The 21,052-nt window shown below is 47.6% G+C and carries 18 protein-coding genes and 1 tRNA gene; 7 read left to right on the top strand and 12 right to left on the bottom strand.

What is annotated here, in order from left to right; all coding sequences use genetic code 11:
- Positions 1–44: 44 nt before the first annotated feature.
- The 3 genes from QUB13_RS21080 to QUB13_RS21070 form a co-directional block, all read right to left on the bottom strand.
- Positions 45–785: a GerMN domain-containing protein gene (locus QUB13_RS21080; RefSeq protein WP_333384325.1), complete on the bottom strand. Its 741-nt coding sequence runs from the start codon at positions 783–785 to the stop codon at positions 45–47.
- 514 nt (positions 786–1,299) lie between these two features.
- Entirely contained in the window at positions 1,300–2,382 is a 1,083-nt protein-coding gene (psbA, locus tag QUB13_RS21075) for a photosystem II q(b) protein (RefSeq protein WP_333384322.1), read from the bottom strand.
- 171 nt (positions 2,383–2,553) lie between these two features.
- Positions 2,554–2,751, bottom strand: a complete 198-nt coding sequence (locus tag QUB13_RS21070; protein WP_333384320.1) for a hypothetical protein — start codon at positions 2,749–2,751, stop codon at positions 2,554–2,556.
- On the opposite strand from QUB13_RS21070, the gene cofG reads away from it, so the two are divergent.
- Positions 2,741–3,691 (top strand): 7,8-didemethyl-8-hydroxy-5-deazariboflavin synthase subunit CofG, encoded by a 951-nt coding sequence (cofG, locus tag QUB13_RS21065; protein ID WP_333384317.1) that lies wholly within the window; start codon positions 2,741–2,743, stop codon positions 3,689–3,691. The genes QUB13_RS21070 and cofG overlap by 11 nt on opposite strands.
- A 41-nt stretch (positions 3,692–3,732) precedes the next feature.
- Here cofG and QUB13_RS21060 read toward each other — a convergent pair whose 3' ends face one another.
- The 3 genes from QUB13_RS21060 to cpdA all read right to left on the bottom strand — a co-directional run bounded on the left by QUB13_RS21060 (position 3,733) and on the right by cpdA (position 7,398).
- A complete protein-coding gene (locus QUB13_RS21060) occupies positions 3,733–4,509 on the bottom strand; it encodes an SDR family oxidoreductase (RefSeq protein WP_333384314.1) in 777 nt (258 codons plus the stop codon).
- A 199-nt stretch (positions 4,510–4,708) separates the two neighbouring features.
- Positions 4,709–6,187 (bottom strand): alpha-amylase, encoded by a 1,479-nt coding sequence (locus QUB13_RS21055; RefSeq protein ID WP_333384311.1) that lies wholly within the window; start codon positions 6,185–6,187, stop codon positions 4,709–4,711.
- A gap of 431 nt (positions 6,188–6,618) precedes the next feature.
- The gene (gene cpdA, locus QUB13_RS21050; RefSeq protein WP_333384308.1) at positions 6,619–7,398 is read right to left on the bottom strand and encodes a 3',5'-cyclic-AMP phosphodiesterase; all 780 of its coding nucleotides are present in this window, start codon (positions 7,396–7,398) and stop codon (positions 6,619–6,621) included.
- Positions 7,399–7,583: 185 nt separating this feature from the next.
- Here cpdA and QUB13_RS21045 point away from each other — a divergent pair.
- A tRNA-Cys gene (locus tag QUB13_RS21045) sits at positions 7,584–7,654 on the top strand.
- Between the two features lie 610 nt (positions 7,655–8,264).
- Here QUB13_RS21045 and QUB13_RS21040 read toward each other — a convergent pair.
- Both QUB13_RS21040 and QUB13_RS21035 read right to left on the bottom strand, forming a co-directional pair.
- The gene (locus QUB13_RS21040; RefSeq protein ID WP_333384305.1) at positions 8,265–9,455 is read right to left on the bottom strand and encodes a cysteine desulfurase family protein; all 1,191 of its coding nucleotides are present in this window, start codon (positions 9,453–9,455) and stop codon (positions 8,265–8,267) included.
- A gap of 54 nt (positions 9,456–9,509) precedes the next feature.
- Complete coding sequence (locus QUB13_RS21035; protein WP_333384302.1) at positions 9,510–9,914, bottom strand: DUF7682 family zinc-binding protein; 405 nt, start codon at positions 9,912–9,914, stop codon at positions 9,510–9,512.
- Positions 9,915–10,105: 191 nt separating this feature from the next.
- Between QUB13_RS21035 and QUB13_RS21030 the strand changes: the two genes are divergently transcribed.
- Positions 10,106–11,767: a DUF655 domain-containing protein gene (locus tag QUB13_RS21030; RefSeq protein ID WP_333384299.1), complete on the top strand. Its 1,662-nt coding sequence runs from the start codon at positions 10,106–10,108 to the stop codon at positions 11,765–11,767.
- 43 nt (positions 11,768–11,810) lie between these two features.
- Here QUB13_RS21030 and cax read toward each other — a convergent pair whose 3' ends face one another.
- Positions 11,811–12,908, bottom strand: a complete 1,098-nt coding sequence (gene cax / locus QUB13_RS21025) for a calcium/proton exchanger (RefSeq protein WP_333384421.1) — start codon at positions 12,906–12,908, stop codon at positions 11,811–11,813.
- A 194-nt stretch (positions 12,909–13,102) separates the two neighbouring features.
- On the opposite strand from cax, the gene QUB13_RS21020 reads away from it, so the two are divergent.
- Positions 13,103–13,852: a Uma2 family endonuclease gene (locus QUB13_RS21020; RefSeq protein ID WP_333384295.1), complete on the top strand. Its 750-nt coding sequence runs from the start codon at positions 13,103–13,105 to the stop codon at positions 13,850–13,852.
- A 277-nt stretch (positions 13,853–14,129) separates the two neighbouring features.
- On the opposite strand, the gene QUB13_RS21015 is transcribed toward QUB13_RS21020, so the two are convergent.
- Genes QUB13_RS21015 through QUB13_RS21005 form a run of 3 tightly spaced genes read right to left on the bottom strand, consistent with a single transcriptional unit; the run spans position 14,130 to position 17,001 of the window.
- Positions 14,130–14,753, bottom strand: a complete 624-nt coding sequence (locus QUB13_RS21015; RefSeq protein WP_333384293.1) for a DUF6391 domain-containing protein — start codon at positions 14,751–14,753, stop codon at positions 14,130–14,132.
- A gap of 35 nt (positions 14,754–14,788) precedes the next feature.
- Positions 14,789–15,523, bottom strand: a complete 735-nt coding sequence (locus tag QUB13_RS21010) for an MORN repeat-containing protein (RefSeq protein ID WP_333384418.1) — start codon at positions 15,521–15,523, stop codon at positions 14,789–14,791.
- Positions 15,524–15,564: 41 nt separating this feature from the next.
- Positions 15,565–17,001 carry a hypothetical protein gene (locus QUB13_RS21005; protein ID WP_333384289.1) on the bottom strand — a complete coding sequence of 479 codons (1,437 nt, stop codon included), beginning with the start codon at positions 16,999–17,001 and terminating at the stop codon, positions 15,565–15,567.
- 224 nt (positions 17,002–17,225) lie between these two features.
- Between QUB13_RS21005 and QUB13_RS21000 the strand changes: the two genes are divergently transcribed.
- The 3 genes from QUB13_RS21000 (at position 17,226) to secG (ending at position 20,991) form a co-directional block, all read left to right on the top strand.
- The gene (locus QUB13_RS21000; RefSeq protein ID WP_333384286.1) at positions 17,226–17,939 is read left to right on the top strand and encodes a retropepsin-like aspartic protease family protein; all 714 of its coding nucleotides are present in this window, start codon (positions 17,226–17,228) and stop codon (positions 17,937–17,939) included.
- Between the two features lie 608 nt (positions 17,940–18,547).
- Positions 18,548–20,146, top strand: a complete 1,599-nt coding sequence (gene gpmI, locus QUB13_RS20995; RefSeq protein ID WP_333384283.1) for a 2,3-bisphosphoglycerate-independent phosphoglycerate mutase — start codon at positions 18,548–18,550, stop codon at positions 20,144–20,146.
- Between the two features lie 605 nt (positions 20,147–20,751).
- The gene (secG, locus tag QUB13_RS20990; protein WP_194065723.1) at positions 20,752–20,991 is read left to right on the top strand and encodes a preprotein translocase subunit SecG; all 240 of its coding nucleotides are present in this window, start codon (positions 20,752–20,754) and stop codon (positions 20,989–20,991) included.
- Positions 20,992–21,052: the final 61 nt, after the last annotated feature.

Here is a 21,052-nt window from a genome sequence, read left to right as displayed (position 1 = left end):
AGCGGGGACAGCACTAATGACTAATAACTAATGACTCCTAATTTTTAAAGAGGAAAATTTTTGTCAAAACTTTGGCGGGTACTCGGCTGAGCAACCTCCAAACCTTCGCCACCCAAAAGTTCTAAAGGCTTGCCATCCACCGAAATCCAAACCTTAGCATTCGGTTTTAAACTCGTAGCCGTATAGATAACTTGCCCTAACCGGCCAGTCATCGAAGTGCTGCCTCCGCCCGAAGTAAATTCTGCCGACAAATCGACATAAACTCCGTCATTCTTGACACTCAAACTGCGGAGTTTTGTCCCCTGGGGAATTTCGCTATAAACAGTTGCATCCTTGGGCCCAGCCAACAAACTGTTAAAAGCAGCTTCTAAAGCTGTATTAGGCTCGTCAGCAGGTTTGACAGCTACTTTCGTAGGAACTGCTTCAAATTTACCACCGGCCCCTTTAACCCAGTAAACTTGGACTGTTGGAGCACCAGCCTCCGGCAAAGGCTTTGGCTGTGGCGACTTGGAAACCAGAGCCTGCTGTGGCAGAGTCTGTGGAGTCTGAGCCTGCGGCACCTCAACAGGATTGGGAGGAGGTACGGGAATAATTACAGCAGGGGATTCTGCAGGAGTTGGGGACAGCGCCGGAGCGGTAGTCGGAGCGGAGGAGTGCGTCTCTGCGGAGTTTGGCGAACGGTTCGCCGTCCACAAGGCAATACCCCCTCCCGCTGCTAAAGCGAACCCGCAAACACCGGCAATGACTGCTGTGGAGATGCGGCTTACTTCTGGTCCATCTTTCATAATACAAATCCTCCTTACAGATAGAGTGCTTCGGACGGTGAGGAGCGACTCCCGATCGGCTACATTTGTCTGTGGTTAGATTCTGGAATTGACACAATTGCATTGCTGCTAGCGAACTCTTTACGGCAAGTCTCACATATCCTGAATCCGACTATTGGAACCCTAGACCATTATATGAGGTTTCGCGCGTGGAGTATGTCACAGTATGTCGATCGGCCTAGTCGCCGCTATATTCTATAGTAGTCGTAAAAAATTCCAGCATGAAAGAAAGTCGGGCAACGATCGCGCGAACCCCGATTTAACGGATTCAACGGATAGAAGAGACCTCTTCCATAAATAGTTCGATCTGTTAACCGCAGAGTTCAACCGAAAGACACAGATGAACGCAAATAATTCACTAATTGAAAGCCAATGAGTGCAAAACGTCTAAGCAAGAATGAGGTCAAAAAAAAAATTTCCAAACAAAAAGCGCCCCTATTTCTAGGAGCGCTTTTTGTTAATCAAAAGCTAAAACTTAGCCGTTGATAGAAGGAGCAACCATTGCTACGGGAGTCGTTTGGGCCGCAGCCAAGTCGAGCGGGAAGTTGTGAGCGTTGCGCTCGTGCATTACTTCCATACCCAAGTTAGCGCGGTTGATCACATCAGCCCAGGTATTGATACCACGACCTTGAGAGTCGATAATCGATTGGTTGAAGTTGAAACCGTTCAAGTTGAAAGCCATCGTGGAGATACCCAAAGCGGTAAACCAGATGCCTACTACTGGCCATGCACCTAACAAGAAGTGCAAGGAACGGCTGTTGTTGAAAGAAGCGTATTGGAAAATCAAACGACCGAAGTAGCCGTGGGCTGCAACGATGTTGTAGGTTTCTTCTTCTTGACCGAATTTGTAACCGTAGTTTTGCGACTCGGTTTCAGTTGTTTCGCGAACCAAAGAAGATGTAACTAAGGAACCGTGCATGGCGGAGAACAAGCTACCACCGAAGACACCAGCTACTCCCAACATATGGAAGGGGTGCATCAGGATGTTGTGCTCGGCTTGGAACACGATCATGAAGTTAAATGTACCGGAGATACCCAAGGGCATACCGTCTGAGAATGAACCTTGTCCGATTGGGTAGATCAAGAATACTGCGGTTGCTGCTGCAACTGGTGCAGAGTAAGCTACGCAAATCCAAGGACGCATACCTAAGCGGTAGGACAGTTCCCATTCACGACCCATGTAGCAGAAAATGCCGATCAGGAAGTGAAATACTACCAATTGGTAGGGGCCGCCGTTGTACAACCACTCATCGAGGGAAGCTGCTTCCCAGATTGGGTAGAAGTGAAGACCTATAGCGTTAGACGAAGGAACAACTGCACCTGTGATGATGTTGTTACCGAACATCAAGGAACCTGCAACAGGTTCGCGGATGCCGTCGATGTCTACGGGAGGGGCTGCGATGAAGGCAGTGATGTAGCAGATTGTGGCTGTCAGTAGTGTAGGAATCATCAGGACGCCGAACCAACCTACATAGATGCGGTTGTCGGTGCTGGTGACCCAGTTACAAAACTGATCCCACAGGTTGGCGCTTTCGCGCTGCTGTAAGGTGGCTGTCATGTATTTATGATTGCGTTATTTGGTTTTCAATGTTCGTGACGGCTTTTTGTTCCGCCATGTATATAACATAAACCTTTTATTTCAGTTTGTAAAGGGTTTTTAACTACAGTTTTTCTTATATTAAATATAATTAAATCTTATTTTATCTTCTAATGCTTGCTGTGTGGGGATTTAATAAAGCAGAGTTCGGAGTTTGCAGGCGATCGCACGAAAAAAATAATCTTCATAATCTAGCTGGCAAGGCGATTCGGGACTGGCGTGAGTGTTAAGATAGATGAAGTTTTGCGATCGCCAACCGCAAAACTCGCACTTATATATATAGTTGTCGATCGAGTCCGATCGCTCAAAATCCCAAGGAATGTCCCGCACCGTCACCTACAGCCCCGCTTATACTCTGGTTCCCACCTACGAGTGTTTCAACCGCTGCACCTATTGCAATTTTCGGGCCCAACCGCTGCAAAGTCCTTGGCTGACACTCCCAGAAGCCGAAACACAGCTTGAGTTGCTGCTTCCTCAAGGTGTAATTGAAATTCTGATCCTCAGCGGCGAAGTACATCCCAATAGTCAACGGCGAAAAGCTTGGTTTCAGCGGATTTACGATTTGTGCGAACTGGCACTTAGTCTCGGATTTTTGCCGCATACTAATGTTGGGCCGCTCAGCTTTGAGGAGATGGCGCAGTTAAAACAGGTGAATGTTTCAATGGGGCTGATGCTAGAACAGTTGTCCCCCGATTTGTTACAAACTGTTCACCGACACGCACCGAGTAAAGTGCCGGCGCTGCGGCTGCAACAGTTAGAATGGGCTGGGGAATTACAGATTCCGTTTACGACTGGTTTGCTGTTGGGAATCGGGGAAAGCGAGGCTGATTGGATTGAGACTCTGGAGGCGATCGCCCGGATTCATTTCCGTTACAATCACATTCAAGAAGTTATCCTCCAGCCCCACAGCCCCGGAAATCAGCAAAGTTGGGACGGTGAAGTTTTTGATGCTACAAAAATGCCACAAGTAATTGCGATCGCCCGCAGCATTTTACCTGCAGAAATCTCCCTGCAAATCCCGCCCAATTTAGTTTCACAGCCGGACATATTGCTGGCTTGTTTAGAAGCCGGTGCGACAGATTTAGGCGGAATCGGGCCATTAGATGAAGTTAATCCCGATTATCCTCACCTGCAACATCAAACTTTAACAGAAATTTTAGCAGCAGCCGGATGGCAGCTCGTGCAACGTTTGCCTGTTTATCCTCAGTACGATGACTGGCTGCCGCAGACATTGCAAAATGCTGTTAAAAAATGGAGAGTTAGTCATTAGTCATTAGTCGGTTAACGGTTAACTGTAAACTGATTGAGACTTTAAATCAAAGAACCGCCGCCATCAATCCAGACTTCAGTACCCGTGATAAAACTGGAGGTATCCGATACGAGAAATAACACTAATTTCGCGATATCTAGGCTGGAACCAGCGGTATTATCAGTCAAAGGAATCATATCTTGAAGGCAATCACGGTCAACTGGAATGCGATCGAGATGGCGCTTAACAGTGCTTTCATTGATCGCAGTCAGCACCCCGCCCGGACAGATAACATTGACTCTGATGTGACTTGGAGAAAGTTCTAGCGCCAGCATTTTTGCTAAAGCTACTTGGGCAGCTTTGCTGCAAGCGTAAGCTGTAGCGCCAACTTTTTTGAAGCTTCTGGTGCCATTAATCGATGAGGTAATCACAATCGAACCTCCTTGTTTTTTTAAATAAGGAACTGCATATTTTACAGTCAAAAATGTTCCCGTCAGATTGGTGTTAATTGTCTGTTCCCACTCATCGAGTCCTATCTCTTCTACCGGCGACCAGATACCGTTAATCCCCGCATTGGCGAACACAATATCAATTCTTTGATATTCGTCAAAAATTGTTTGAAATGCCTGCTGCATTTGCCCAGAATGACCCACATCTGCGGCAATTGCCAGCCCGCTGCCTCCTTCATTTATTAGTTTGCGGACTGTTTCTTGCGCCGTTTCTAAACTTAGATCGATAATAGCAACTTTTGCGCCTTCCTTGGCCATTAAAATTGCTGCGGCACGACCAATTCCCGACCCGCCGCCGGTAATAACGGCAACTTTTTCTGCAAGTTTCATATTTTTTTATGTAATTTTTTTGGGGGAGATTTTTATAAATATAAGTATAGAGATATAGGACTGAAGTCATCACTACGAATAGGCTTGAGTCATCAAAAACAGCTAAGTAAAAATTTGTTTGCTGCGATAATTGTAGCGGTAAGGTGCGCCTAGCGCACCCTACTTTAGACAGAGGATTCCGTCAAGATTACGGTCATGCTTACTGCTGCGGAACCCAGACAGAAACTGAACCGGCGTTACACCTAAAATCTGCCCAACCATCGTCATTAGTTGCGATGGGTTCTTTGACGTGTTCCATGATGTCAATATAAGTTCGATTGGGCTGTCCGACTTCCATAAACTTAGTGCCATCGCCTCCATTACTTAGTACCACAGCCATGCCACCAGGGTGTTCTTCGTTTCCTAGTCGCGTCCAGCCAATTGTGTTAGCATGGTCGAAGTAATCGTATTGATTGCCGTAGGAATAGGTTTGGCGCGCAAACAGCAATTTATCTAGAATCCACTGATGTTTGTCTAACCAAATCTCGTATTCATTGCCATCATTTGCTGTATCTTTATAGCGATCGCCGTAATAATCCGGGTAAAAAATACAGGGATATCCTTCACTCCGCAGTAGAATTAAAGCGTAGGCAAGGGGTTTAAACCAAGACTCGACAACTGATTCTAAAGATTGTAAGGGTTGCGAATCGTGGTTGTCAACCAAAGTAACGGCTAGAGCGGGTTGCTGTTGAACGAGGGTGCCGTCAAAAATTGTTCGCAAGTCGTAGCTGTTGCCGGCCTTGCTAGCAGCGTGGAAGTTATAGTGGAGGGGTGCATCAAATAAGGATACTTTACCGTCCGTTGCTTGGATGAAGTAGTGCAAAGCTTCCACTTCGTAAGACCAATATTCGCCGACGGCAAATAGGTCGCGTTGGGCATAGTTGCGGACGTGTTCCAACCATTCTTGGAAAAATTCGGCTGCTACGTGTTTGGCGGCATCGAAACGAAATCCGTCAACGTTTGTTGTATCTACGTACCACTCGCCCCAGTATTTTAATTCCCCGGTGACTTCTGGGTTGTCCATATCTAAGTCGCAACCCATGAGGTAGTCAAAGTTGCCTTTTTCTAAGTCTACTCCGTAATCAAATTGTTTGCCTTTTAGCAAGTAAACTGCCTTGGCTTCTGTGTTGTAAACGTTGTAATCAATAGCGTCAAAATGCCACCAATGCCACTCCATGCTGGAATATTTTTTGTCGCGGCCTGGGAAAGTAAAATGCGTCCAAGCTTTAATTTTTTGATATTCGCCTACGGTGGCATTCCGGTTATCCATATTGAAGGGTGTGGCTTCGGCTTCTTCTTGGGCATCGGCACCTAATTTGTGGTTGAAGACAACATCGGCATAAATCCGAATTCCAGCATCTTGGGCAGCTTTGATTGCGCGCAAATACTCATCTTTTGTACCGTATTTAGTGCGTACTGACCCTTTTTGGTCGAATTCGCCTAAATCGAATAAGTCGTAGACACCATAGCCCACATCCATACCGCCGCCCGTTCCTTTATAAGCGGGTGGCAACCACAGAGATGTAACGCCAATTTTAGCTAAATCTTTTGCTGATTCGGCTAGCTGATTCCACAGGTTTCCGTCATCGGGGGTGTACCAGTGGAAATACTGCATCATGACGCCATTGACTTCAGACATATTAAGTTTTTCCTGTGTTTTAAAGTTGCCCGATCTATTGTTGTTAGTTGCCGATCGCTCTCGCTATTTCTGCAATCTACGGTCATTACAAATGATAAAATATATGAATGAATAATAAAATATATCTTTTGACAGATTGACAATTTTGTATATTGTCTACAAATATTTTTTAGCATATGTAACAGCGCAAAAAATATGTTCTAGGACTTGTGATTGTACGATCGCAAACCTGCTTGATATCATGTCACCTTGAACGCAGACTATTAAATCGGTTTGCAGTGAGGATAAATGGTTGGTAGTGAGGACTTCTGTTTTCTGAGTTTTGAGGCGCACACAAGTCCGAACGATCGAACTTGGTAACGGTTATTTTACGGGAAATAAGATAATTCTTCGATTGGGTCATCGCACAACGACCTCTAAACTGTCAAATATCAAGATTTTGCAGGTTCTCCGGCTACTCGCTCAATCTTAGTATCCCAAGTACCGTCGATCGCCAATTCGAGCAATCTAAATCCGGGCCCGATGGTGTCGAGGACAATCGGAGAGGTTTTGGGTAACAGTTGGATGCAGGTACTCGGTGTGCCCAAGTAGGAAACTCCGCCTCGCTGTTGGTGAAATTCTTGGTGAATATGGCCGCAAAGAACGATTTTGATTTGAGGATATCGATCGACAATTGCGAAAAATTCAGCGGCATTGTGCAGCATCATGCTGTCCATGATTTCACAGTCGATCGCCAGCGGATGATGGTGCAAAGCAATCGTAACAAATCGATCGCCCGTTTGTTGCAGTTGAGAGTCCAGCCAATCCAAACTCTCCGGGGAAAGCCGCCCGCCGTCGCATCCGGCTTCGACACTCGAAAGCAGCAGAAACTGCCAGTTTCCCAAGTGAAATGATTTTTCTGGGGAAATAGGCGGGTTATCTAATATTTGGTGCATAACTGGGATGTTGTCGTGATTCCCAGGTATCCAGTAAGCGGGGATGTTGAGGGGGCAAATCAAGGAGGCCAGGAGTTCGTAAGATTCGGCTGTTTCGTCTTGGGATAAATCTCCTGTCAGCAAAAGTAAGTCTGGCGGCGGCTGTATCTGTTGCAGGCGATCGAGAACTGTTTCGAGGGTGCGGGCTGTTGAAATCCCTTTCCATTGTCGATCGATGTGTGCAAACAAGTGAGTGTCGGTGATTTGGGCGACTCGGATGGGAGAAACTGTTGTCATGGCTGCTGTTGCGGGCGAAGCGGAGGCGATCGAGCTATTTATAGATTAGCCTGGGATGGGGTTGTGGGGGCGATCCTCTTCGAGGGCTTCGCTAACGAACTTCGGGCGATGGAAATTTTTGAAAGATATGTTGAAATAATCAGGATTTGGTGTATTATCGTATAACGTCAATTTTCTGACGTAACGGCGGCATAGCCAAGTGGTAAGGCAGAGGTCTGCAAAACCTCCACCCCCAGTTCAAATCTGGGTGCCGCCTTTGTTTTTATTAGTTTACACAAGCTCTAAACTGCCAATTTGGAAGGTTTTCGGGATTGTAACGAAGTGTATATCACACACAATCCACTACAATCAAACACGAGAATTAATACCGATTTAAGGCGTTGCTGAATTAAACTATGAATAGGAGAAATGTCACGTTGATCGATCGGAGTATGAGATCGCGTCCGGTAGATTAATAGCAAAAACCATTCGATCGCGCGTGCGGACTTTAGTTCGCTATACGAACCTGATTTAAATCGGTCAATCGACCGAACAGGAGATCAAAACTGTTGTTTACAAAAATCCAGAATCTTTGTAAACAATAGTTTTGGGATTTGTATATTTAGCCGTTCATACTCTAATTCAGCAACGCCTATTTTACCAGCTTTTGTCACTGAAGTTTTTTTGACCTAAATCCTTACAACTAGGTTTCTGAGATTGTGCGTGTGGCGAGAAACCGGGTTTTTGCCAAGATATTCGATTTGATGCGAAGATATCGGAAAAAACCAGGTTTCTGAGATTGTGCGTGTGGCGAGAAACCGGGTTTTTGCGAAAATTTTTAGTGAGAGGCGAAGATATTGGAAAAAACCAGGTTTCTGAGATTGTTTCTAATTCCTACACAATGCTACTTTGGGCATTAATCTATCTAATATTTGCCCGATCGCAATTACTGTCCAATCAATATCAGCTTCGGTTGTTTGGTGTCCCAGTGTCAAGCGAATTCCACAAACAGCATCATTTTCGCTATATCCCATTGCTAACAAAACTGGGCTTGCTGTTAGTTTACCGCTGTTGCAAGCGGAACCGGAACTTATGCCAATTCCTGCTAAGTTTAGCTGTCTCACGAGAGTTTTTCCTGTGATTCGCCCTGTATCTATTCCTTGGTAAGGGCTACATTGGGGGGAGACAATGCAAAAACTGGTGTGGTGCGGCAGTCGGTTATATCGATCGCCCGTTGGTACTAAACTGGGTATGTGGGCTAATTTGTCAAAAAGGCGATCGCGCAATTCAATCAATCTCGCTGTTTCTGTATCTATTTCCTGCAAAGCCAACTCCGCCGCCACTCCAAAACCCACGATTGCGGGCAGCGCTTGCGTCCCTGAACGCAGTTTCAACTCTTGTCCGCCCCCCCCCAACATTGGCGCTAATTCCAGTCCCGGACGCACGTAAAGCGCGCCTGCACCTTGCGGCCCGTAAAGTTTGTGACTCGAAAGCGAAAGCAAGTCTACGGGGAATTTCTGCACGTCTATTGGCAGTTTCCCGGCTACTTGAACTGCATCGGTATGAAATATGATATTGCGCGATCGGGCAATTTGTGATAATGCTTCAATTGGTTGCAGCGTGCCAACTTCACTTTGCCCGTAAACAATCGAAATTAACACTGTATTCGATCGCAATGCTTCTTGCAAATCCAAGGGGTGAATTCGCCCCAATTTATCCACCGGTAATCGCGTTACTTCCCATCCCCACTGTTCGAGTTGTCGCGCCGGTTCTGCGACTGCGGAATGTTCTACGCTGGAAATAATGATATGCTGCGGCTTTGTATAAAGACGGGCAATTCCCATAATTGCCAAATTGTCCGCTTCAGTGCCGCCGGAAGTAAAAATTATCGATTCTGGTAGTGCGTTAATTAGGCTAGCAACCTGCATTCTAGCTAATTCTAAAGCAGTGGCCGCCCTTTGTCCCCATTCGTGCAAGCTAGAAGGATTTCCCCAATATTGAGTTAGGGCTTTTTGCATAGCATCAATTGCTTCTGGGCGTGTCGGCGTTGTAGCGCTATAGTCGAGATAAATTTGCATAATTTTAAAGAACGAATAACTAATGACTAATGACCAATGACTAATGACTAATGACTAATGACTCCCAGGTTTACAGACATTGTAGTCTTCGTGGGACAAAACTTTTTGGGGGATTAAGAAAGTCCCGCAATCTTCACAAAGCATTCTGTAGTTGCGTGTTACAGGAATGCTCACAATCCATCGGTTGTGACGCAGGCGTTTGCCGCCGAAATCTCTGTAATTCTTATTTTCCCCCAAAGCTGCTATAATTGCGCGAGCTTTAGTAACTACATGGTCGGGTAGACCTCTGAGATCGATCGCATCTTTAGCAAATGATGCTTCCCTCTCTTGTTTTTTGGTTTGTTTTTCTGCCAGCATTTCAACATATTGCTGCTGCGCTGCCAACTCTTGCGTGCAGCGATGGCACGCTTTACCATATCCTTTGTGACCGCAATCAAAAATTGTTTTTCTTTTAGCCATAAAGCAGCAGTATCGGGTTTGACCCACGCCCCTGAATGCTGCTACCCTACCAGTGATGCTTCCGGCATCGAGGCAGTTCTACAAGACGTAAAATCTATTCCCTTTCATAAAATTTATAGGTTCTAAGTTGACTTTATCGAATATGTTTGAATTGTGGGTAAGCCTATAACCTCAATAAAATTTAAAATTTTGTGACTGTACTTTATGATAATTTACTCGGTTTGTGTTGTGCTGGACTGCTGGCGATCGCTCTGGCGGGTTGCGGACAACCAAAGCAAGAGGTGCAGAATTTGCCTCCGAGTCTGCCTCCGCTGCCTCAAGACGCCTTGTTGCAAGTATACTTCAATCAGTCCCTCACTTCTAATTATACAGAGCCTTACCGCGCGCAAACTAGACCTGGGGATGATTTAGAAAAGTTGGTCGCCGAGGCAGTAGCCAGTGCTGGATCGACGGTAGATGTTGCGGTTCAAGAGTTTCGCTTGCCCGGTATTGCGCGACAAATGGCCGATCGCGCGCGATCGGGCATTAAAGTCAGATTAATAGTCGAACATCTGTATACACGCCCTTGGAGCGATTATACAACCCTAGAATTAGCGAAATTACCCGAACGAGATCGCGATCGTTACAACGAATTCGTCCAACTTGCCGATACCAATAAAGACGGCAAATTAAGCCCGGAAGAAATCAAACAAAACGATGCTTTAGTAATTGTCAAAAATGCGGGAATTCCTGTCATTGACGATACTGCTGACGGCAGTAAAGGCAGCGGTTTGATGCACCACAAATTTGTAGTTATTGATAACAAAACAGTAATCGTAACTTCTGCTAATTTTACAACCAGCGATATCCACGGCGATTTCAAAACAGCAGCAAGTCGCGGCAATGCCAACAATTTATTAAAAATTGCCAGCCCTGAATTAGCAAAAATATTTACTCAAGAATTTAACATCATGTGGGGCGACGGGCCAGGAGGTAAACCGGACAGCAAATTTGGCATCAAAAAACCGTTTCGTTATGTCCAAAAAGTAATAGTAGGAAATGCCACTGTTGCGGTGCAATTCTCGCCGACAACTACGACTTTGCCTTGGGAAAATAGCGTCAACAGTTTGATTAACAAAAACTTGGGCAGTGCGAAAAAGTCAGTGGATTTGGCACTGTTTGTATTTTCGGCTCAGCGGTTGTCAAATACTCTGGAAATTACCGCTAGGCGGGGTGTTGCGGTGCGAGGTTTGATTGACTCAAATTTCATTTATCGCCCTTACAGCGAAGGTTTAGACATGATGGGGGCGACTTTTATGCAAGATTGCCGCTGGGAAGCGGACAATCGCCCGTGGAGAAAGCCGCTGACTACGGTGGGGGTGCCGCTGTTACCAATGGGCGATCGCCTGCACCACAAGTTCGGCGTTATCGACGGAAATACCGTGCTTACAGGTTCTCACAACTGGAGTGAGGCTGCAAATCACGGGAATGATGAGACGTTGCTGGCGATCGAGAGTCCGACAGTTGCGGCCCATTTTGAGCGGGAGTTCGATCGGCTTTACAAAGGTGCAATCTTGGGAATTCCCCACCGCATCAAAAAGAAAATCGACGCTAAGAAACAAGAATGCGATTCACTACAAGCAGCCTCAAAATCTGCGAATGCTAAACCTCAAATTGCAGGGAAAAAATTAGTTAATTTGAATGCAGCCACTAAGCAAGAATTAGAAACCTTACCGGGAGTAGGCCCGAAGTTAGCGGAAAAAATTATTGCAGCGCGAGAAAGGCAGCCTTTTCAGTCTTGGGAGGATGTCGAAAGGTTGCAAGGAGTCGGAAGAAAGACTGCAGACAAATGGCGCGATTTAGTCACATTTTAAAACGATTTAGTCGCATCTTCAAGATCTACCGACAATGATTGATTCAAGTAATGGGGTGAAAGTAAAATGCCGATGCTAACACAATATACGTTGCTAAAAGCAGCACTCCTTCCAGCCAATTAGAGCGCCCGTCGAGACTGATTAGATTAGCTATTGTCACCGCGATCGCAACTGCGACTACTTCAAACGGACTAAAGTTTAAATCCATCGGCTGATGAATCACTAATCCAATAATCACCAATATCGGCGCCACCAGCAAAGCCACTAGCAAACTCGAACCCATCGCGACAGAAACTGACAAATCCATATTGTTTTTCATCGCAACTCCCACCGCAGTTACATATTCGGCTGCGCCGCCCACAATCGGCAACAGAATAACCCCTGTAAACAGCGGTGTTAATCCCAATCCTTTGGTAGTTTCTTCGACAACGCCCACGAAAATTTCTGATTCAAAAGCAACGGCAACAGTTGAGGCAACTAACACCCCTACCCACAGCCACAAATTCGGTTTGTGCGCTGTAGTTTCATCGGTATTTTGAGGATTTTCTGACTCTAGTTCGACTAACCCAACATCGTAAAGATAGCTGTGAGTTTTTAAGGAAAATAGCAGAGTTAGGGCGTAAACTGCAATTAGGACGATCGCAGTTATTAAGGAAAGATTCTGAATGGCTGCTGGTTCCACTCCGTTTGAGGTGTAAATCACCATCGCCGGCAGCAGAATTGCAATCACCGCTAGAGTCATTGTGGAACCGTTCACCCGCGCGATGACTGGCTTAAATTCTTGTTCTTTGTACTTTAGTCCTCCTAGCAGCATGGACAATCCCATAACTAATAGCAAGTTGCTGATAATTGTGCCGGTGATGCTGGCTTTTACAATGTCAATCAAGCCGGCTTTGAGGGCAACTATGGCAATAATTAATTCCGTAGCATTGCCAAAAACTGCATTTAATAAGCCGCCTATGGATGGCCCTGTGACGATCGCCACTTCTTCTGTTGCTGTGCTCAACCAAATCGCCAAAGGTATAATACCTAAAGCGGATGTGATGAAAACTGTGAGGGAACCCCAGTGCAAATACTCAGCGGCGATGGAAATGGGGATGAAAACTAACAGGGCTATGGAAAGAATTTTTTTGATTGACATAGGGTGTCGGATGGTGTATTGAAGCGTGAAATCGAGCGATCGGGGCGATCGCAAAATTGATTTTACACTATTCAACTATTCTCTGACAATTCTGGTGGCGAGTGCGATCGATAATTGGGAATTTTTAACCGCAAATCCACGCAGATCGAGGCAGATTGAATATAATAGAATTATATCGACATCGGTGAAAAGATATGTCTCAATCTGTAGTGCCAGTTGTTAAATCAAAGCAAATTGATACTTCACCCACCTTAACCTTTGAAGAATACCGATTTTATCAAACTGATTCCGATCTACAATATGAACTGTACAAAGGCAAATTAATTCCGATGCCAACCGCAACAGTTTTACATATCAAAATTTGCGAATATTTAGTTTACAAATTGCAGCGTTACCTAGCTGAACACAATCTTGATTTAGTAGCAAAAACAGGTTTAGGAGTAAGAACAGAAGAAGATACTTCTCGGATTCCTGATGTAGTTGTTTGCACTCATAGTCTTTTGGAACAAGCTGCTGCTAGACCAGGTTCTGGTATCCTCGATTTTGAGGAAAAGCCCCTGTTAGTGATAGAGGTAGTGAGTCAAAATCGGCGCGCCGATTACGTGATTAAACGAGCTGAGTACGAACTAGCTAACGTGCCCGAATATATCATTGTTGACCCTACACCTAACAAAGAATTGGTGCGAGTCTTAGCCTTTCCTGAAGGGGAAGACATCTATACCCAGACTGATTTTAGGGCGGAGCAACAAATGGTATCTGTAGTATTTCCCAATCTGACATTATCAGTGAATGAAATACTGTCTCCGCCATTAGTTGAAGGGTTGATTAAAGCAGAACAAGCTCGGTTCCAGGAACTGGAGCAGCAAGCTGCGGTGGAGCGCCAACGGGCTGAAAGATTGGCGGCGAAGTTGCGAGAATTAGGAGTAGATCCCGATCGCATTTAGGAGCTTCGATGACCCCTAAATCATGAGTTAATTGTTATTAGTTATATCAAATCCGCGCTGGATCAGAATTATTCAGATATCTATTCTATTCATCTGCGTGAATCCGCGTCAATCGTTTGTCATCTACGGTGAAGAAATTATTTTTTTTGACCGCAGATACAGGCAGATTAACACAGATTAACGCAGATGAGTTAGATCTATTCCGGTTGCACAGTCCGTGATTGTTGACACTTTTTTGTGTCCGTGACTGCGATCGATCGGGCTTAATACTGTGCAGCTATTCTACCCAATGCACTCGCACAAAATGAGCTTCGCGTCCCCAGAAGTCCTGACTTACAGAAATATCAACTACACTCAAATTAAACGGAATAGCAGTTGTCACGTAGCGCTGAGCCAGAGAACCCGCGTCAGGAGCTAACTGAGCCGCAGCCGCAGCCGCAGCACCCAAACCTAAAAGTTGCAGGATGGGCCCTTTTGGCAGGGCTAAATTGATACCGACAGCAAGTCCAGCAGTCAGTAGCATTGCCACGGACAAATTTGTGCCGCAGCGGGGATGTACGGCTAAATCCCACTCTCCGCCAGCAATCCGGTGCAAAGCTTCGTCCACTGCGCGACGCAACTGTGTGATGTCAACGTGACCGTAAAGATAAAATCCTTCGTCTGTGGACATCCCGCCCAATAACTGATTATCGGCTTTTGCTGTCGCTGCAGGGCCAGATTGACTGAGTACCCAAACGGTAGCGTGTTCCAAGGCATGAACTTGACGCACAGTCAAGATTTGCTTCAAACCGGGCACGAAATCGAGTTGCCGCAACAAGTCAGCATCTTGAGTCGGCTGCGGGGCAAAGTCGAAAGGAAACTCGTTAGCGCGATCGGAAGCAGAAGCAGTATTTGTCGTCATTTCAAAACAGCTCCACTAATATCAGATATTAAATTTTAGGGTTGAACGCGCTTGCCTGCGCGAAACTCTCCTGAAAACCGTCTGCCTTTAGCATCTGTAATTACTCCTCTACCGTGAGGGAGTCCCTTACGCAGTTCGCCTTGGTAGCGAATGCCGTTTGGGAAACTGCAACTACCTTTGCCGTCTAGCTGTTCGTTAAAAAACTGACCGTCGCAGCGGGTGCCGTCAGTGCGGGTGAAGACTCCCCGACCAAACGGGTTTCCTGCGAAAAACTGTCCGGCGTAGCGATCGCCGTTAGCAAAGATAAATTGCCCTTGGCCGTGTGGCTGACTGCTAGCAGTCCCCCCGCCAATTTGTTCGACAATTTGAAATGTTCCCCGGTAGCGATCGCCATTGGCAAAAATAGCTTCTCCCCTAACGATCAGACCGTTGCGGAACTCTCCCACCATGCGGGCATCGCTGGCGAACAGAAACACGCCTTGACCGTTGGGCACGCCGTTACGAAACTGTCCTTCATAGCGATCGCCATTCGAGTAGACGTATATTCCTTGTCCTTGGGGTCTGCCGCTGACGAAACTTCCTTGATAATTGTCACCATTCGAGTAGTTGCACTTGACTTGACCGTTCGGGGGAGAGCCTTCGCAAACGGGAGGGCGGGTTTGGTCTGATTCTTGCGCCAATGAAGGCTGAGTGCTGGCTACCAACGAGAGGCATCCTACCCCCGAACTAACCAACATCAGGATTCCAAGTTTTTGAATTGAGCGAAGCATCAATGTTCTCAATTTTCGTTCCAAGGATTGAGGTAAATTTTTCATTTCACAGAGTTCTGGGCAACTTGGGGAGATTTTTCTCCCACAATTTTGGACACCTCTACACCGTTTTCTTCTAAAACCACAACAGGCTCGATTCCAGATTTGAAATCAACTCGTTTGATCAGCACCTGCCCGCTGGCGATCCGCTGTCCTACTTTGATATATCGACTGGTTGGCTCGTTAGGTGCTTTCACAATTACCAGTATGTCATTACCAACTCTGACTACGCCACTAACTTCAACTCCTCTGGCATTGTCTGTCGAAGGCGGAGGCGGTGGGGGTGCTGGAGTCGGTGGGGGCGGTGGCGGGTTTGGGTCTTGCCAAGAGGGCGGCGGCGTTAATCCTGGCAACTGTGGCAGACCGGGCAGTTCTCTGGTAGCGATGTTAGGAATTGTGGGAGGGCTGGGCGGGCGAGCCGCGATCGCTGGCGATCGTCCCGGTGAGGCTCCCGGTCGTCCCGGTGAGGCTCCCGGTCGTCCCGGTGAGGCTCCCGGTCGTCCCGGTGAGGTTCCCGGTCGTCCCGGTGAGGTTCCCGGTCGTCCCGGTGAGGTTCCCGGTCGTCCGGTAGTGCCTGTTGGGAAGCCCGGTATAGATGGCAGTCCGGGTATAGATGATGCGGGAACTCCTGCTATGTCTGGGGAGCCTGTCGGTCTGGTTCCGGGGCGTCCGGTAGTGCCTGTTGGGAAGCCCGGTATAGATGGCAGTCCGGGTATAGATGCCGGATCTCCTGCTATGCCTGGGGAGCCTGCCGGTCTGGCTCCGGGGCGTCCCGGTCTGGCTCCGGGGCGTCCGGGGGCTGCTTGGGGACGCGCTGAAATTGGCGGTCTCCATTGGGGTAAGGAGGTTAACGGCAGGTTGGGAAGACTCGACACCTGTACGGGGGTTTGAGATTGGGGAAGTTCGGCAATTTCACCGCCGCCCGGTGTGCTATTGCGCTGTGCTGGTCTCCACTGAGGCGGATTTCTCTCGTCTGGCAGCTTGGGCAGACTGGGCACTTGTCTGGCTGGCAGGGTTGGAAGTTCGTTGCCGCCCACGCCACCGTCTATTTTGAGCGGTTGAGGGGGAAGGACTGAGAATGGGTCGTTTCCTAAGCCGGGGATTGTGGTCTGTGGAATTCCCGTCCCGTTTACAATAGCTCCAGATGCTGTCTTTTTGCCTTGGATGTCTGCTTGAGCTTGTCTGGCCCGTTCGTCGGGGTTTGTAGATCGGATCAAGCCGGGGGGCTGGGCCGCGACTACGGGAGAAGGAAATGTCTGAGCTCCAGGACTGGGACTGGCGGAGGCGCCGGGAGTTCCGGGAGTGTTGGTGCCCGGTGACGGAGATGCTGCACCGGGAGTGGGAGTTGGACTGGGAGTGTTGCCGCCGCCGTCGCCGCCGCATCCTGCAGTCCAGAAAGCCAACATTCCTATAGTTGCAAAATATAAAAGTTTACGCATTGCCGATCGCCCTAAACGCCTGACTTTTAAGTGATCCAAATGAGTAGCGAAGTTGCTGCCATTTGCGGTTTTAAGTTTACCTGTGTTTGATGGTATGCGATCGCTTTTAAATTGCCAAGTTTTCCCGACGATCTGATGTTGCAGCGGGCGCTAGGTTTTCGGGAGCGGGTTAGGATATCAATGGCGGTCTTCTTTCGACATACTGAAATTACTAAAGGCATTTTATGGTGGCAAAAGTTTTTTCCAAGGGGATTTGGCGATCGGGCATTGTTTCTGCTGCTGTTTTGGCGGCAGTTGGCTTAGTAGGAGGTGGCGAACTACATTCTCCTTCACATCTGGCGGCATTTTCAACAAAACTTGAGAAACCGGGTTTATTGATGAAAAACCTAGAATATCGGGCGCTCCCGCAGCGTGAAACCAATGCGATCGCATTGGTGTCGGATCGGAGTTTCCAGCAGCTCGATCGCACTTTCACAGCAAGCTCGATCGCCACAACTGGCAATGTGTACTCTCAGTTTCGCCGAGGCCCGTCAAATCGCGTCCAACCGCCGACATCTCCATCTGCCAATCCAAAGGTATTTCAAGCTAAAATCAAGCGCCGCGATGGTGGAACGCCGGTGATTGACGTGGTATTTAACGGTGACAAGACTTTTGAGATGATTGTCGATACGGGGGCGAGCGGCACCTTGATTACTCAGCGGATGGCTGCTGTACTGGGAGTGAGGCCGGTACGCACCGTGAGGGCGGGGATCGCTGACGGTAGCGTTGTCGAGTTTCCGATCGGCTTAGTGCGATCGATTCGGGTTGGAGGTGCTGCGATCCAAAATGTCGAAGTGGCGATCGCCAAACAAATGCCAATTGGTCTGCTCGGTCACGATTTCTTTGGCAATTACGATGTGAAAATTAAAAAAGATGTTGTAGAATTTTATGTCCGCTGAGAGCGAGCCGATGCGGAAACCGATAGTCGATCGACTGTAAAGTTATTCGCAGCCCCCTCAAAGCTGTTTGATAGCAATTAGATTGAGGTATCGATCGATCAATTCCCCAATCCATCAATCTAAAATCTAAAATAGACGGGCTTCTCATTATTGTTGATATAGCGGTTCGATCGCGTGGTGAGGATTGCCCAATGCCCAATGCCCAATGCCCAATGCCCAATGCCCGATGCCCGATAGTACCTCATCGCTAGAACCCTATAAAAGCTCTATTTCTTGAGGCAGTAGTCAAACGCCGCCAAGTGTGGTACTTTATTGAGTGTTTGCAGAGCCGTAAACCGTTGAACTATTTCTGAAAATCCGGCCGCAAAAGCACGGCGGCTGTTGGTGAGATCGGTAACAGTCTCAGACTTTGGATTCAAAATTGTTGAAGGCAAGGCAATTCGCCAATCAGGTCGAAATCAGTTCCCAAAATGCTGCATCTGAGGGAATTTAGGTTGGCTTTGTTGGGCTAAAGCGTAGAAAGTATGTAAACTGATTTGCGGAAGATGTTCCCCAAACTCGGAACTCATGACGATCGAGAAATTAATTATTGTAAATAAGGTATTCGCATGGCACAAACGTCTGTATCTCCTGTAGTGCTGATTATTCTCGATGGCTGGGGTTATCGCGAACAAAAAGACGGAAATGCGATCGCCTCCGCGAACACGCCCGTAATGGACAGTCTCTGGGCCGCTTATCCCAGAACTCTGATTAGAACATCGGGCCGCGCAGTAGGGCTTCCTGACGGGCAAATGGGCAACTCCGAAGTCGGTCACTTGAATCTGGGCGCGGGCCGCGTGGTTCCTCAAGAGTTGGTGCGGATCTCGGATGCTGTCGAAGATAATTCTTTGCTAGACAACCGCGCCCTACTTCAACTCTGCTCCGAAGTCCGCAGTCGGGGCGGCAAATTGCACCTGACTGGTCTTTGCTCCGAGGGCGGGGTTCACTCGCACCTGAGTCACATTTTGGGTTTGCTAAAGCTAGCAAAGGCCCAAGGAATTTCTGAAGTTTGCATTCACGCCATTACTGACGGCCGCGATACTACTCCAAAAGAGGGCGTGGCAGCTCTCCGCAAGATTCAAGGTTATATCGAACAGGTGGGAATTGGTCGGATTGCTACCATCAGCGGCCGCTATTACGCGATGGACAGGGACAAACGCTGGGATCGGGTGCAGCGTGCCTATGAGGTGATGACGATTGAGGGCGCGCCTGATGGTCGATCGGCAGTTGATGTGTTGCAAGCATCCTATGCTGAAGGAGTCACCGACGAGTTTGCACTTCCGACTCGGATTGCTCCGGGCGCGGTGGCATCCGGCGATGGGATGATTTTTTTCAATTTTCGCCCGGACAGGGCTAGAGAATTGACTCAGGCCTTTGTAGCGCCGGATTTTAAGGGGTTTGAACGGCATTTAATTGAGCCGCTCAGTTTTGCGACTTTTACTCAGTACGACCCGAAGTTGTCGGTGTTGGTGGCTTTTGAACCGCAGAATTTGGACAATATTCTGGGCGAGGTGATTTCTCGTCACGGTTTGCGGCAGTTGCGGATGGCGGAAACTGAAAAGTACGCTCACGTAACTTATTTTTTTAATGGGGGTCTGGAAGACCCTTTTCCGGGGGAAGACCGCGAGTTGGTGCAGAGCCCGATGGTGGCGACTTACGATACGGCACCGGAGATGTCGGCGGCCCTGGTGACTGATGTGGCGCTGGCTGCTTTGGCTAAGCGGATTTATTCGTTTGTGGTGCTTAACTATGCTAACCCGGATATGGTTGGTCATACGGGGATGATGGATGCGACGATAATTGCGATCGAAACTGTGGATAAATGTTTGGGGCGGCTGTTGACTGGCATTAATAAGGCTGGGGGTACGGCAATTATTATTGCTGACCACGGCAATGCTGAGTTGATGTTCGATGAGAATGGCAATCCTTGGACGGCTCACACTACTAACCCGGTGCCGTTTATTCTGGTAGAAGGCGAAGGTGTGCAAATTCCGGCTCACGGCACTGATGTTCCTCTGAGGGAGGACGGTTGTTTGGCTGATATTGCGCCGACTATTCTGGATCTGTTGAGGTTGCCTCAGCCGCCGGAAATGACGGGACGTTCTATGATTGAACCGGCTGATTTTGAAGTTCGCGCCAATCGCACTCCGGTGCGGGTGCGACTTTAGCAGGTGTCAGGTTAAGGCTGAAAACCCTTGATAAGTCTCGTTTGTAGCCAAGGCCCGATCCCCCTAAATCCCCCTTAAGAAGGGGGACTTTGAGAAGAATCCTGTCCCCCCCCTTCTTAAGCTACGGTGTACACACATCTCTGTGTAGAACCAAAATCCTCGGAGATCCCCCTAAATCCCCCTTAAGAAGGGGGACTTTGAGAAGAATCCTGTCCCCCCCTTATTAAGGGGGGCTAGGCAGGGTGGATTAATTGTCATCCTAGAAATAGGTACGTAATTGGGCTTTAGCCCTCTTTAGACGTATATATAAAGAGGGCTAAAGCCCAACTACGTACCTTTATTAATATAACACTTGCGTCCCAGACGCGAGCTTTGAGCGGTGCTTTCTGTCGTTTCAGATTTCTTCTCCCCACAATAAAACCACCCTGCTTTTTAAGGGGGGCTAGGGGGATCGGGCTTCGGGTAAAAGCGAGATTTATCAAGGTTTTCAGGGTTAAATTGGCACGATGAAAGGCAATGCCGTGTCTAACCGAGGTTGTGCGCGATCGACCGAATTTGATATCATAATAAATTACTGATTACTAATTACCAATTACCCCCCGATTATGAATATTGTTTCTCTGTTACAAATGATCTGGTCTTTGTCTGCTCTAGGACTTGTGGTTTTGGTGTTGCTGCACAGCCCTAAAGGCGATGGTATTGGAGGGATTGGCGGACAAGCTCAATTGTTTACTAGCGCTAAGAGTGCGGAAACGACTCTGAATCGCATTACTTGGGGTTTGTGTATTGTTTTTATGGGTTTGACTGTAATTTTGAGTGCTGGTTGGTTGACTCCTGCGTCGTAAGATGAGGATTTTTAACCGCAAATAAACGCAGATTGACGCAGATATAAATTTGAGATAGTTT

Origin of the sequence: Microcoleus sp. B4-D4, assembly GCF_036705185.1 — a bacterium.
Lineage (GTDB): Bacteria > Cyanobacteriota > Cyanobacteriia > Cyanobacteriales > Microcoleaceae > Microcoleus.
This window is presented reverse-complemented; position numbering and strand designations above follow the sequence as displayed.

Coding starts and splice junctions, on each gene's coding strand:
- QUB13_RS21015 (WP_333384293.1), bottom strand. CDS start 14,753: ATGACGACAAATACTGCTTCTGCTTCCGATCGCGCTAACGAGTTTCCT.
- secG (WP_194065723.1), top strand. CDS start 20,752: ATGAATATTGTTTCTCTGTTACAAATGATCTGGTCTTTGTCTGCTCTA.
- cpdA (WP_333384308.1), bottom strand. CDS start 7,398: ATGACAACAGTTTCTCCCATCCGAGTCGCCCAAATCACCGACACTCAC.
- QUB13_RS21080 (WP_333384325.1), bottom strand. CDS start 785: ATGAAAGATGGACCAGAAGTAAGCCGCATCTCCACAGCAGTCATTGCC.
- psbA (WP_333384322.1), bottom strand. CDS start 2,382: ATGACAGCCACCTTACAGCAGCGCGAAAGCGCCAACCTGTGGGATCAG.
- QUB13_RS21060 (WP_333384314.1), bottom strand. CDS start 4,509: ATGAAACTTGCAGAAAAAGTTGCCGTTATTACCGGCGGCGGGTCGGGA.
- QUB13_RS21005 (WP_333384289.1), bottom strand. CDS start 17,001: ATGCGTAAACTTTTATATTTTGCAACTATAGGAATGTTGGCTTTCTGG.
- QUB13_RS21000 (WP_333384286.1), top strand. CDS start 17,226: ATGGTGGCAAAAGTTTTTTCCAAGGGGATTTGGCGATCGGGCATTGTT.
- gpmI (WP_333384283.1), top strand. CDS start 18,548: ATGGCACAAACGTCTGTATCTCCTGTAGTGCTGATTATTCTCGATGGC.
- QUB13_RS21035 (WP_333384302.1), bottom strand. CDS start 9,914: ATGGCTAAAAGAAAAACAATTTTTGATTGCGGTCACAAAGGATATGGT.
- cax (WP_333384421.1), bottom strand. CDS start 12,908: ATGTCAATCAAAAAAATTCTTTCCATAGCCCTGTTAGTTTTCATCCCC.
- QUB13_RS21055 (WP_333384311.1), bottom strand. CDS start 6,187: ATGTCTGAAGTCAATGGCGTCATGATGCAGTATTTCCACTGGTACACC.
- cofG (WP_333384317.1), top strand. CDS start 2,741: ATGTCCCGCACCGTCACCTACAGCCCCGCTTATACTCTGGTTCCCACC.
- QUB13_RS21020 (WP_333384295.1), top strand. CDS start 13,103: ATGTCTCAATCTGTAGTGCCAGTTGTTAAATCAAAGCAAATTGATACT.
- QUB13_RS21010 (WP_333384418.1), bottom strand. CDS start 15,523: ATGCTTCGCTCAATTCAAAAACTTGGAATCCTGATGTTGGTTAGTTCG.
- QUB13_RS21040 (WP_333384305.1), bottom strand. CDS start 9,455: ATGCAAATTTATCTCGACTATAGCGCTACAACGCCGACACGCCCAGAA.